This is a genomic window from Streptomyces sp. NPDC043726 (genome assembly GCF_056436565.1).
Genome location: NZ_JBWKCI010000007.1, coordinates 374,017 through 386,456, shown reverse-complemented (window position 1 = coordinate 386,456; position 12,440 = coordinate 374,017). Strand labels below are relative to the sequence as shown.

Below are 12,440 nucleotides of genomic sequence, written 5' to 3'. Positions count from 1 at the left end.
GAGAGGTGATCGATGGGCGTCACGGGACCCCCCGGGCCGGTGATGGACCGGGACGAGGTGGACCGTGCGCTGGCGCGGCTCGGCGCGGAGCACGAGGCGATCGAGACCTCGCTGCTCGCCCTCCAGGACCACGCGGGCCGCAGACTCCTCGAAGGGGCCGAGCTGACCGGCGTCACCAAGGAGCGCTGGACGGCCGCCGAGGCCTCGATCACCCTGTTGTGGGCCTACTTCGACGCCTATACGGCCGCCCTGCGCAGCGCCCGTGAGATCCGTTCCCGGCGCCGCTGGTCCAGCCGCGAGGATCTGGTGGAGCTGACGGAGCTGCTGCGCGGCGAGTCGGTCACGGTCGCCGGCTCCACCACCGCGACCGCCAACGCGCCTACCCTGCAAGGCGGTTCGGGCAAGCTCAGCGAGCGGTACTCGCTGGTGACGCTGGTGGACCGGATGAACGAGCTGTACGCGTCCTCGCTGGACATGGTGGTCGCCGCCGACGCGGTCTGGTCGGCGCTGCCCGCCCGGATCGATTTACTGGCCGCGGAGCTCCAGCGCACCCGCAAGCTCGCGCACTCCGTCGGCGTCCGCCCGGGCGAGCACCCGGCGGGCGACGACCTGGAGCGGATCACGCGCACGCTGACGAACCTGCGCTCCGAGGTGGTCTCCGACCCGCTCGCCTACTGGCGCCCCACCCAGGGCAGTTCGGCCCCCGGCGGCGGCAAGCCGGACACCACGGTCTACGACCGTGAGGCGCGCGCCCTGGAGGACGTACGCCGGGAGATCGACGCCGTGCTCACCGTCCGGCAGGACGCGGAGGCGCGGCTGGTGAAGCTGCGGGATGTCCTCTCCCGCGCGGACCGCACGCTCGCCGAGGCCCGCACCGCGCGCGGCGAGGTCCTCGCGAAGATCGCCGCCACCGAGGTGCCGGTCGTCAGCGGCCCGCCGACCGTGCTCCAGGAACAGCTCGCGACGGCCGCGGAGTACCGCAGGCACGCCCAGTGGCACCGGCTGTCGCCGCTGCTGGAGTCCCTGGAGCAGAAGGCGGAGGACGAACTGCTGCGCGCCCGGGAGTCGTTGACCGCGGTCACCCAGCCGCTCGCGGTCCGCGCGGAGCTGCGCGGCCGGCTGGACGCGTACAAGGCGAAGGTCGCCCGGCACGGCCTGGCCGAGGACCCGTTCCTGATCGAGCGGTACGACGCGGCCCGGCGCATGCTGTGGAGCGCGCCCTGCGACCTGCGGGTCGCGGAACAGGCCGTCCTGCGCTATCAGCAGGCGGCCGCGGAACAGCTGGGCGCCCCGCGCGTGCCGGGGCAGGGCGGCCCTGAGGACCGTCGGGGGGAGACGTCATGAGTCAGGCACAGGGGACCTGCCAGCGGCCCGGCTGCGAGGGCGCTTACGAGGACGTGGGCGGCGGCGAGCTGTACTGCGACACCTGCGGTCTGGCGCCGGTCGTCTCCGCCTCCGGCGCGGTCGGCTCCGCCCCGACCGGGGTGTCCGGCGGCGGCAAGCGCGGTTCCGCCAGTTCCAGTTCCCGCTCCAGCAGCCGCGCCAGTTCGCGTACGTCGTCGCAGTCGTCGAAGTCGCGCCGCTCGGTGTCCGGGCGGCTCTCGCGCTCGCTGTCGGGCCGTTCCACCGGCCGCTCGGTGTCGGTGCGCAGCTCCGGCGCGGCGGCGAGCGCCTCCGGCCGGGGCCGGATCGGGGTGGGCCTGGTCGACGTGCCGGACGTGCCGCGGCCCGACCCGCGCGCGATGGTGCTGGACAACCCCGAGGTGCCCGAGCGCAAGCGGTTCTGCTCGCGCTCGGACTGCGGGGCGCCGGTGGGCCGCTCGCGCGGTGAGCGGCCGGGCCGTACGGAGGGCTTCTGCACCAAGTGCGGGCACCCGTACTCCTTCGTCCCGAAGCTGAAGTCCGGGGACGTCGTGCACGGCCAGTACGAGGTCGTGGGCTGTCTGGCGCACGGCGGGCTCGGCTGGGTCTACCTCGCCGTGGACCGCGCGGTCTCCGACCGCTGGGTGGTCCTCAAGGGTCTGCTGGACACCGGCGACCAGGACGCGATGGCCGCGGCGATCTCCGAGCGGCGGTTCCTGGCGGAGATCGAGCACGCCAACATCGTGCGGATCTACAACTTCGTCGAGCACCTCGACCAGCGCACCGGCTCCCTGGACGGCTACATCGTCATGGAGTACGTCGGCGGCAAGTCCCTGAAGGAGATCGCCAACGGCCGCCGCACGACTGGGGGCAAGCGCGACCCGCTGCCGGTGGAGCAGGCCTGCGCCTACGGCATCGAGGCCCTGGAGGCGCTCGGCCATCTGCACAGCCGCAACCTGCTGTACTGCGACTTCAAGGTCGACAACGCCATCCAGACCGAGAGCCAGCTCAAGCTCATCGACATGGGCGCCGTGCGCCGCATGGACGACGAGGAGTCGGCCATCTACGGCACGGTCGGCTACCAGGCGCCGGAGGTCGCGGACGTCGGCCCGTCGGTGGCCAGCGACCTGTACACCGTCGCCCGCACCCTGGCGGTGCTGACCTTCGACTTCCAGGGCTACACGAACGTCTTCGTGGACTCCCTGCCCGACCCGGACAACATCGAGGTCTTCCGGCAGTACGAGTCCTTCTACCGGCTCCTGGTGCGCGCCACGGACCCGGACCCGGCCCGCCGGTTCGCCTCCGCGCAGGAGATGGCGGAGCAGCTGACGGGTGTGCTGCGGGAGGTCGTCTCGCTCCAGACGGGGCGGGCCAGGCCCGCGCTGTCGACGCTGTTCGGGCCCGAAGTGCGGGTCACGGACACGGAGTTGTTCCCGAAGCTGGACGGGGAGGTCTCCCGGCTCGGGGCGCGGGACCGGAGTACGGCCGCCCCCGCCCTCTCCGCCGGCCTGGTCAAGCCCGTCGACACCGCCGCCGCGGCCCTCGCGCTGCCGGTGCCGCACGTGGACCCCGGTGACCCCAACGCCGGTTTCCTCGCGGGCCTGCTGGCCTCCGCGCCCGCCGAACTCGCCGGCGCGCTCGCCGCGGCCCCGGCGCCGTCCACCGAGACCCGGCTGCGGCAGGTGCGGGCCTGGCTGGAGAACGGCGACGCGGGCACGGCCCACCGGACCCTGCTGGAGCTGGAGACGGAGCGGCCCGACGACTGGCGGGTGGTCTGGTACCGGGGCGTGGCCGCGCTGGTGACCGGCGACCACGAGGGCGCCGCGCTCGCCTTCGACGCCATCTACGACGCCTTCCCCGGCGAGCCCGCGCCCAAGCTGGCGCTCGGCCTGTGCGCGGAGGTGCTCGGCCAGCTCGACAACGCCGCCGAGTACTACCGCCTGGTCTGGTCCACCGATCCGAGCTATGTGAGCGCCGCGTTCGGCCTGGCCCGCGTCCAGCTCGCCACCGGCGACCGGCGCAGCGCCGTCACCACGCTGGAGTCGGTGCCGGAGAGCTCGATCCACTACACGGCCGCGCGGGTGGCCGCCGTAAGGGCGCGGCTGCGGCAACGCACCGCGGTCGCCGGTGACGTACCGTTCCAGGAGGACCTCACCGCCGCGGCCGGACAGGTGGAGGCGCTGCAGGCGTACGGCCTGGACCCGGCGCGCCGCGAGCAGTTGGCCGCGGAGGTGCTCGGCTCCGCCTTGGACTGGATACTCTCCGGTGGCCAAGGTTCCGTTCCCACCGCCGCCGGGGGACGGACGCTGCTCGGCAGCGGTCTGGACGAGCGGGGACTGCGGTTCGGCCTCGAGCGTTCGTACCGCATGCTGGCCCGGCTCGCACAAGGCGGCGAGGAGAGGATCGACCTGGTGGAACGTGCCAATCGTTACCGCCCCCGGACGTGGGTGTAGTTGATGTCGCAGATGCCCCAGCAGGCCGCTCTGTCGAAGTGCCCGAGCTGCGCGGAACCGCTGCTCTCGGGTGACCGTTTCTGCGAGAAGTGCGGATACGACCTGTCCGCGCTCGCCGAGACGCCGACCGCCGTGAACGGCACCGAACCGCCCACGCCGCCCCCGCCGCCCGGCGCCGCCGACGTGGCCTGGCCGCACGCCTCCGAGCCGGACAGCTCGGACACCCCGCCGGCGGTCCATCTGCCCGGCGAGCTGCAGGGTCTGGAGTCGGACGGCCGCGGTCACTCGGGCGTGCGGTTCGACCGCGCGCCGGAGCCCGAGGAGTACCCGCTCCAGGCGCCCGACCCGCGGATCGCCCCCGCCGAGGCGGTGAAGACGTGCGTGGCCTGCCGGGCCGGCCGCGTCGACCACGACGGCTACTGCGAGAACTGCGGGCACGCCCAGCCCCGCGAGCGCGACCACATGGAACAGGAGTGCGGCCCGCTCGCCGCCGTCAGCGACCGCGGACTGCGCCACCACCGCAACGAGGACGCCTTCGCCGTAGGGTGCACGGCCCTCGCCGACGGCTCCCCCGCCCTGCTGGCAATCGTCTGCGACGGCGTCTCCTCGGCGACCCGCCCCGACGACGCCTCGCTGGCCGCGTCCCGGGCGGCGAGCGACGCGCTGCTGGCGGCCCTGCCGCAGGGCACGCATCCGCAGCAGGCGATGCACGAGGCGATCGTGGCCGCCTCCCGCGCGGTCAACGCGCTGGCCGGCGAGCCCGCAACCGCCCGCGAGCACGCCCCGCACCAGAACGCGCCCGCCTGCACCCTGGTCGGCGCCGTGATCACCTCGGGTCTGCTGGTCGTCGGGTGGGTCGGCGACAGCCGCGCCTACTGGGTCCCGGTGGACCGCGGCACGCCCCCGGCCCGGCTGACCGAGGACGACTCCTGGGCCGCGCAGATGGTCGCCGCGGGCCTGATGAACGAGGCCGAGGCCTACGCCGACGAGCGCGCCCACGCGATCACCGGATGGCTCGGCGCGGACGCTTACGAGCTGGAGCCACACACCGCTTCCTTCAAGCCGGACCGGCCCGGTGTGGTGGTCGTGTGCACCGACGGTCTGTGGAACTACGCCGAGGCGGCCGACGAGATGGCCGACGTGGTGCCCCTCGACGCGGCCGTTCGGCCCCTGCACAGCGCCCAGGTGCTGGTAGGACACGCGCTCGACGGCGGGGGCCACGACAACGTAACAGTGGCCGTGCTGCCGTTCCCGGCCCCGCCGATGGGGGCAGGATCGGCCTGAGGCCACGCAGCGGGGAACAGCCTCGACGGGCCGGAGGGGACCGGTCCGTCATCAGCCGTCACCCCACCCCGGTGGGGTGCTTCAGGGGGAGTCAGACAAGGCATGGCCAATTTCTCGAAGTCGAACGTGCCGCAGTTCTCGATGGACGTGTACCAGAACGAGTACCTCCCCGAGGGCGGCCGCGAGGTCAACGCCATCGTCACGGTCACCGCGACCGGCGGCGGCACGATCGGCAGCGCGGTCGCGGCGCCCCACCTGTTCACCGCGGGCCAGGGCCCGTCCGCGGCGGTGGCGATCATGGTCGACTGCTCGGGCTCGATGGACTACCCGCCGACCAAGATGCGCAACGCGCGCGACGCGACGGCCGCGGCCATCGACACCCTGCGCGACGGGGTGCACTTCGCGGTGGTCGGCGGCACCCATGTCGCCAAGGAGGTCTACCCGGGCGGCGGGCGGCTCGCGGTCGCCGACGCCACCACCCGCGAGCAGGCCAAGCGGGCGCTGCGGGCGCTCAGCGCGGGCGGCGGTACGGCCATCGGCACCTGGCTGCGGCTCGCGGACCGGCTGCTGTCCTCCGCGGACGTCGCCATCCGCCACGGCATCCTGCTCACCGACGGCCGCAATGAACACGAGTCACCAGAGGATCTGCGGGCCGCGCTGGACGCCTGTGCCGGCCGTTTCACCTGTGACGCACGTGGTGTGGGCACCGACTGGGAAGTGAAAGAAGTCACAGCGATCTCCTCCGCGCTCCTCGGCACCGCCGACATCGTCGCCGATCCGGCGGGCCTGGCCGCCGACTTCACGCGGATGATGGAGACGGCGATGGGCAAGGAGGTCGCCGACGTCGCCCTGCGGGTCTGGACGCCGGTGGGCACGACCATCAAGTTCGTCAAGCAAGTCGCGCCGACGGTCGAGGAGTTGACCGACCGCCGGACCGAGTCGGGCCCGCGCTCCGGGGACTACCCCACCGGCTCCTGGGGAGACGAATCCCGTGACTACCACGTATGTGTGGAGGTCCCGGCCGCCGACCTGGGCCGGGAGATGCTCGCCGCCCGGGTCTCGCTGGTCGTCCCGCAGCCGGACGGCAGCGTCCAGAACCTCGGCGCGCAAGGCCTGGTACGGGCCGTGTGGACCGACGACATGGTCGCCTCGACGTCGATCAACCCCCAGGTCGCCCACTACACCGGGCAGGCCGAACTGGCACAAGCCATTCAGCAAGGTCTCGATCTGCGCAAAGCGGGCGATATGGACGGAGCAACCGCCAAACTCGGCCGGGCCGTTCAGCTCGCCAGCGCCTCCGGAAACGCCGATACGGCGAAACTCCTTGCGAAGGTGGTGGACGTGGTCGACGCCGCGGCAGGTACTGTGCGACTGAAGGCGAAGGTCGCGGAGGCCGACGAGATGACTCTCGAGACCCGGTCCACAAAGACTGTTCGTGTAAAGAAGTGACACGACCGGCGCCTTGAGAAGTGCCCGAGCCATAACGCGAGCCTGACCCCTCGGGGTTGGAGAAATCCGGCCACAACGGCCGGAAAGGAGAGGGGGAAGCGCCGACATGCCGACCTGCCCGAACGGACACCAGTCGGGTTCCGACGACTGGTGCGAGGTCTGCGGTCACCGCATGGCGGGTGCCGTACCTCCACCCCCTCCGCCACCGCCCCCGCCCGGCGGTGGCTACGGCTTCCCGCCGCCGCCCGGTGGTCCCGGTGGCCTGCGGGGACATCTGTCCGCCGTACCGGACCCCGAGCCGGAGCTGTGCCCGCAGTGCCGTACGCCCCGGGAGGGCGGTGCGCCCTTCTGCGAGGAGTGCCGGTGGAACTTCCTGACCAACACGGCGACCTCGTACACCCCGGCCGCCCCGCGCCCGCCGGCCCCCGGCCCCAACCCGGCCGCCCGCTTCCAGCAGCCGCCCGGGCCGTCCTACGGCGGGGGTGACGCGTACGACTACCAGAGCTCCCGGCCGTCGCAGATGAACCGGCCTGCCGAGCCGATCCCGCCGTTCGGGACGGATCCGTCCGCGGGGCCGGGCGGCCCGGGTGGTCCGGGTGGTCCGGGTCCCTTCGGTGGGCCCGGTGGTCCTGGTGGTCCCGGCTTCGGTGGCCAGAGTGGCCCCGGAGGCCCCGGTCCCGGCGGCCCTGGCGGCCCTGGTGGTCCTGGTGGTCCGTCCGGCTTCGGTGGCGACCCCTCGCGTCCGGTCCCGCCCCCGCCCGGCCCCACGCCGCCCGCCGGTCCCGGTGGCCCGGGTGGCCACGGCGGGCCCGGAGGCCCCGGTGGAGCTCCGCAGGCGTTCCAGTCCCCGCCCCCCGGCGGCCCGTCCGGTCCGCCCGCCCCGCCCGGCTTCCCGCAGGAGACGCACCGTCCGCAGCCCGGCGGCCCGTCCTTCGGCGGCGGCGAGGACGACTGGGTGATCTCGCCCCCGTCCGCCGGCTCGCCCGGCGGCCCGCCCCAGGGCGGCGGCTACGGCTACCCGCAGCCCGGCGTCGGCACCGCGCCGCCGCCCGGCCCGGCGTACCCGCAGCAGCCGGCCACCTGGACGGCGACGATCGGCCCGGACCGTGAGTACTTCATGGCGATGATGCAGCGCTCCGGCCCCGAGGCCGCGGGCCTGAACCTGCCCGCGTACTCGCCGGAGCAGCAGCGCACGCTCACCGGCAACCAGGTCACGATCGGCCGCCGCCGGCACTCCACCGGCGACACCCCCGACATCGACCTGTCGGTGCCGCCGGAGGACCCGGGCGTCTCGCACCAGCACGCGGTGCTGGTCCAGCAGCCGGACGGCACCTGGGCGGTCGTCGACCAGAACTCGACGAACGGCACCACGGTGAACGGCTCCGAGGACCCGATCCAGCCGTTCGTCCCGGTACCGCTCCAGGACGGCGACCGCGTCCACGTGGGCGCGTGGACGACGATCACCATCCGGCGGGGCTGAGGCCCTTCACCGGAGGGGCCAGGCGTACGGCCCCTCCGGATCGTCCAGCCAGGCCCACTCGCGTTCACCGCTGACGGTGATGCCGTAGCGCCCGCGCTCGGGTGCGCCCTCGCGGTCCCACATCGCGTACGCCTCCTGCGGGTCCAGGCTGTCCCGGCTGAGCGCCAGCAGGAAGCGGAACAGCTCGTCCTCCCTTGCCCGGCGCGGCACTCCGCCGAGGGGGGCCGGTTCGGGCTCGGCCCGGTCGCCGCCGCGCAGCGGGACGAAGTAGGCGGGCGTGTGCAGGAACCGGCCCTCGGCGCGCTCGGCGTCCTCGACCGTCAGGGCGAGGAGCCCGGTGGCCATCGGGGCCAGGATCCGGGCGCCGGAACGGCACTGGGCGAGCCAGGCGCGCGGGATCGACGGCAGCGTGCAGGTCGCGATGATGCGGTCGAAGGGCGCCCGCTCCGGGGCGCCGCGGGCACCGTCGCCGGTCAGGACGACGGGGTGGTGCCCGGCGACGGCCAGGTGCTGCCGCGCGGACTCGGTGATCTCCGGGTCCAGATCGATGGTGGTGACGAGGTCGTCGTCGCCGAGCCGCCGGGCGAGCAGGGCGGCGTTGTACCCGGTGCCCGCGCCGATCTCCAGCACCCGGTCCCCGTCCTCCACCCCCAGGGCGGTCAGCATCATCGCCATCAGCGAGGGCTGGCTGCTGGAGGAGAGCAGGTCCCCGTCGCGCAGCCGGGTGGCGAGCGGTACGTCGGCGTAGGCGCCGCGCATCCAGTCCGCCCGGGCGACGGGATCGGGGCTCTCGCCCCAGCGGCGCTCGTAGCCGCCGACGACGCCGACGTAGTAGTACGGCACGAAGAGATGGCGCGGGACGGCCTCGAACACCTCCCGCCACACCGGATCTCCGGCCCAGGCCCCGCTCCGGTCGATCCGCCGCACGAGTTCCGCCCGCGCCGTGGCGGCGAGGGCGTCGAGGTCCTTGTCGAGAGCGTGAGCGCTCATGCCTCCACTGTCCTGCGGGACGCGGCGCGGGGCGAGTGCCGGAAGGGTCCTAAGTCTGCGGTCCTCGGTCCTGGCGTCTGAGACCATGGGGAGGTGAATGAGATTCGGCGCGGCACGCTTCAGGAGCAGACCTTCTACGAGCAGGTCGGCGGGGAGGAGACCTTCCGCCGCCTCGTCCACCGTTTCTACGAGGGTGTCGCCGGCGACCCGATCCTCAAGCCGATGTACCCCGAGGAGGACCTGGGCCCGGCGGAGGAGCGTCTGACCCTGTTCCTGATCCAGTACTGGGGCGGCCCGACCACGTACAGCGAGAACCGCGGCCACCCCCGCCTGCGGATGCGCCACGCCCCCTTCACGGTCGACCGAGCGGCCCACGACGCCTGGCTGAAGCACATGCGCGACGCGGTCGACGAACTCAACCTCTCCGAAGAGCACGAGCGCACGCTCTGGAACTACCTGACGTACGCGGCGGCATCGATGGTGAACACGGCGGGCTGAAGACGCGCTCGTGCCGTCGCTGCGGGCAGTCGTGCCGCTGGGGCGGCACGGGTGGGCTGGGGGTCCCCCTCTGGGGGTCCCCCTCCGGGGGAGGCACCCCGCCAGCGCGGGCGAGCGCAAACCCACCCCGGGTACGCCCCGAAGCTAGCGGGACACGCTCACATCCAGCGCCCCGAGCCCGGCCCGCCGTACAGCGACCGACCCGTACGGCGTGCGCAGTCGCAGCCACGCACCCGACGAGAACAGCCCGAGAGACCCCTCGTCGGAGCCGCCCTGCTCACCAGCGCGCAAGAACCCGAGCGACTGCGCCGCATGCACAGCCCGCACCGGCAGATGCGTATCCCCGACGGCCCGAGACCAGATGTCCCGCCCGATCCGGTCGAGCTCGGCCCTGGTACGCCGCTCAGGACCCAACTCCTCGGTCCGCGCCCGGAATTCGGCCACCGCCGCCCCGACCATGGCCCTCAACGCGTCCGGCGCCGGCAGCCCCGGCTCGGGACGCCAGTCACGCCGAGGCGGCAGCACACCCGCCCAGGGCGGACCCGTGACGGCGCCGGGGACGACCGCCGTGGCAGCCGGCTCGTCCACCGCCTCCAGGAGCTCACCGGCGGACACGGTCAGGTCCAGAGTGACGTCGAGGCCGTTCTCGTACGGCTTGGCCAGCCGTGCCGTCCGGATCGCCAGGACCTCGAAGGACGGCGGCCGCCCGAAGACGGCGAGCGCGGTACCGGCCGCCTGGAGGCGTACCGCGGCTCCACGGTCGTAGTGGAGCAGCCGGGAGAGGAAGGCGACGAGATCCGCCGCCTCCCCCTCGTCGGCGAGGTGGAGCACCGTCATGCGGCGACGGCCTCCTCCTCGTCGTCGTCCGTGTACTCGCTGAGGAACTCGCGCTCCTCCTCGGTGATCCGGCGGGGCCGCTGGGCCTCGAAGTCGAACGGCACTATCACCGTCGACGCCCGGACGTAGATCTCATCGCCGTCCTTGACCTCGTAGGACAGCGTGAAGGAAGCGGCCCTTATCTGGGTGACCCACAGCTCGATGTCCACCGGGTGGTGGCGGTGCACGAGCTGCCGCTTGTAGTCGATCTCATGGCGCGCCACCACGGACCCCTGCTGGAAATCCTTGTCCGGGCGGAACAGGAAGTCGATACGGGCCTCCTCCAGGTAGCGGAGGAAGACCACGTTGTTGACGTGGCCGTACGCGTCCATGTCCGCCCAGCGCAGTGGGCAGCGGTAGATGTGCCGCAAGATCGATCAGCCCCGGGTCAGCTTCTTGTAGGTGGCGCGGTGCGGACGCGCCGCGTCCGGGCCGAGCCGCTCGATCTTGTTCTTCTCGTACGACTCGAAGTTGCCCTCGAACCAGAACCACTTGGAGTCACCCTCGTAGGCGAGGATGTGCGTGGCGACCCGGTCCAGGAACCACCGGTCGTGGGAGACGACCACGGCGCAGCCCGGGAAGTCGAGCAGAGCGTTCTCGAGGGAGCTCAGGGTCTCCACGTCGAGGTCGTTGGTGGGCTCGTCGAGGAGCAGCAGGTTGCCGCCCTGCTTGAGGGTGAGCGCCAGGTTGAGCCGGTTGCGCTCACCACCGGAGAGGACGCCGGCCGGCTTCTGCTGGTCGGGGCCCTTGAAGCCGAAGGCGGAGACGTACGCACGCGACGGCATCTCGACCTGGCCCACGTTGATGTAGTCCAGCTCGTCAGAGACGACCGCCCACAGGGTCTTCTTCGGGTCGATGTTCTCGCGGCTCTGGTCGACGTAGGAGATCTTGACCGTCTCGCCGACCTTGATGGAGCCGGAGTCCGGGGTCTCGAAGCCCTGGATCATCTTGAAGAGGGTGGTCTTGCCGGCGCCGTTGGGGCCGATGACACCGACGATGCCGTTGCGCGGAAGCGTGAAGGAGAGATCGTCGATGAGGACCTTCTCGCCGAAGGCCTTGCTGAGGTTGTTGACCTCCACGACGATGCTGCCGAGCCGCGGGCCCGGCGGGATCTGGATCTCCTCGAAGTCCAGCTTCCGCATCTTCTCGGCCTCGGCGGCCATCTCCTCGTAGCGGGCCAGACGCGCCTTGGACTTGGCCTGCCGCCCCTTGGCGTTGGAGCGAACCCACTCGAGTTCTTCCTTGAGCCGCTTGGCCCGCTTGGCGTCCTTCTGCCCCTCGACCTTGAGACGGGTCTGCTTGGTCTCGAGGTACGTGGAGTAGTTGCCCTCGTACGGGTAGGCGCGGCCGCGGTCGAGCTCGAGGATCCACTCGGCGACGTTGTCGAGGAAGTACCGGTCGTGGGTGATGGCCACGACGGTGCCCGCGTACTTGGCGAGGTGCTGCTCCAGCCAGTTCACGGACTCGGCGTCGAGGTGGTTGGTGGGCTCGTCGAGCAGCAGCAGGTCAGGAGCCTCCAGCAGCAGCTTGCAGAGCGCCACGCGACGCTTCTCACCACCGGAGAGGTTGACGACGGGCCAGTCGCCGGGCGGGCAGCCCAGGGCGTCCATGGCCTGCTCGAGCTGGGCGTCGAGGTCCCAGGCGTTGGCGTGGTCGAGCTCCTCCTGGAGCTTGCCCATCTCGTCGAGCAGCGCGTCCGAGTAGTCGGTCGCCATCAGCTCGGCGATCTCGTTGAACCGGTCGAGCTTGCCCTTGATCTCGGCGACACCCTCCTGGACGTTCTCCAGGACGGTCTTCTCGTCGTTCAGCTTCGGCTCCTGCATGAGGATGCCGACGCTGTATCCCGGCGACAGGAAGGCGTCACCGTTGGAGGGCTGTTCGAGCCCCGCCATGATCTTCAGCACGGTCGACTTACCGGCACCGTTCGGGCCGACAACGCCGATCTTCGCTCCGGGGAGGAAGTTCAGGGTGACGTCATCGAGGATCACCTTGTCGCCGTGCGCCTTGCGCGCCTTGCGCATGGTGTAAATGAACTCAGCCAAGAGAAA

General features: G+C 72.2%; 10 protein-coding genes. 6 read left to right on the top strand and 4 right to left on the bottom strand.

What is annotated here, in order from left to right; all coding sequences use genetic code 11:
- Nucleotides 1–12 precede the first annotated feature (12 nt).
- The 5 genes from AC068Z_RS22395 to AC068Z_RS22375 all read left to right on the top strand — a co-directional run bounded on the left by AC068Z_RS22395 (nucleotide 13) and on the right by AC068Z_RS22375 (nucleotide 8,028).
- A complete protein-coding gene (locus tag AC068Z_RS22395) occupies nucleotides 13–1,344 on the top strand; it encodes a hypothetical protein (RefSeq protein WP_478558158.1) in 1,332 nt (443 codons plus the stop codon).
- Nucleotides 1,341–3,815, top strand: coding sequence for a serine/threonine-protein kinase (locus AC068Z_RS22390; protein ID WP_478558155.1), 2,475 nt, complete (start codon nucleotides 1,341–1,343; stop codon nucleotides 3,813–3,815). The genes AC068Z_RS22395 and AC068Z_RS22390 overlap by 4 nt, the downstream gene beginning before the upstream one ends.
- Before the next feature lie 3 nt (nucleotides 3,816–3,818).
- Nucleotides 3,819–5,099 (top strand): PP2C family protein-serine/threonine phosphatase, encoded by a 1,281-nt coding sequence (locus AC068Z_RS22385; RefSeq protein ID WP_478558152.1) that lies wholly within the window; start codon nucleotides 3,819–3,821, stop codon nucleotides 5,097–5,099.
- Between the two features lie 102 nt (nucleotides 5,100–5,201).
- Nucleotides 5,202–6,548: a vWA domain-containing protein gene (locus tag AC068Z_RS22380; protein ID WP_478558149.1), complete on the top strand. Its 1,347-nt coding sequence runs from the start codon at nucleotides 5,202–5,204 to the stop codon at nucleotides 6,546–6,548.
- Between the two features lie 106 nt (nucleotides 6,549–6,654).
- The gene (locus tag AC068Z_RS22375) at nucleotides 6,655–8,028 is read left to right on the top strand and encodes an FHA domain-containing protein (RefSeq protein WP_478558146.1); all 1,374 of its coding nucleotides are present in this window, start codon (nucleotides 6,655–6,657) and stop codon (nucleotides 8,026–8,028) included.
- Between the two features lie 6 nt (nucleotides 8,029–8,034).
- Here AC068Z_RS22375 and AC068Z_RS22370 read toward each other — a convergent pair whose 3' ends face one another.
- Nucleotides 8,035–9,018 carry a methyltransferase domain-containing protein gene (locus tag AC068Z_RS22370; RefSeq protein WP_478558143.1) on the bottom strand — a complete coding sequence of 328 codons (984 nt, stop codon included), beginning with the start codon at nucleotides 9,016–9,018 and terminating at the stop codon, nucleotides 8,035–8,037.
- Between the two features lie 93 nt (nucleotides 9,019–9,111).
- On the opposite strand from AC068Z_RS22370, the gene AC068Z_RS22365 reads away from it, so the two are divergent.
- The gene (locus tag AC068Z_RS22365) at nucleotides 9,112–9,516 is read left to right on the top strand and encodes a globin (protein WP_478558140.1); all 405 of its coding nucleotides are present in this window, start codon (nucleotides 9,112–9,114) and stop codon (nucleotides 9,514–9,516) included.
- A gap of 144 nt (nucleotides 9,517–9,660) precedes the next feature.
- Here AC068Z_RS22365 and AC068Z_RS22360 read toward each other — a convergent pair whose 3' ends face one another.
- From AC068Z_RS22360 to ettA, 3 genes are read right to left on the bottom strand one after another with little or no spacing between them, the layout of a single operon-like run.
- Nucleotides 9,661–10,353 (bottom strand): DUF8010 domain-containing protein, encoded by a 693-nt coding sequence (locus tag AC068Z_RS22360; protein WP_478558136.1) that lies wholly within the window; start codon nucleotides 10,351–10,353, stop codon nucleotides 9,661–9,663.
- Nucleotides 10,350–10,763, bottom strand: coding sequence for an acyl-CoA thioesterase (locus AC068Z_RS22355; protein WP_478558133.1), 414 nt, complete (start codon nucleotides 10,761–10,763; stop codon nucleotides 10,350–10,352). The genes AC068Z_RS22360 and AC068Z_RS22355 overlap by 4 nt, the downstream gene beginning before the upstream one ends.
- Before the next feature lie 6 nt (nucleotides 10,764–10,769).
- Nucleotides 10,770–12,434, bottom strand: coding sequence for an energy-dependent translational throttle protein EttA (gene ettA, locus AC068Z_RS22350; protein ID WP_478558130.1), 1,665 nt, complete (start codon nucleotides 12,432–12,434; stop codon nucleotides 10,770–10,772).
- Nucleotides 12,435–12,440 lie beyond the last annotated feature (6 nt).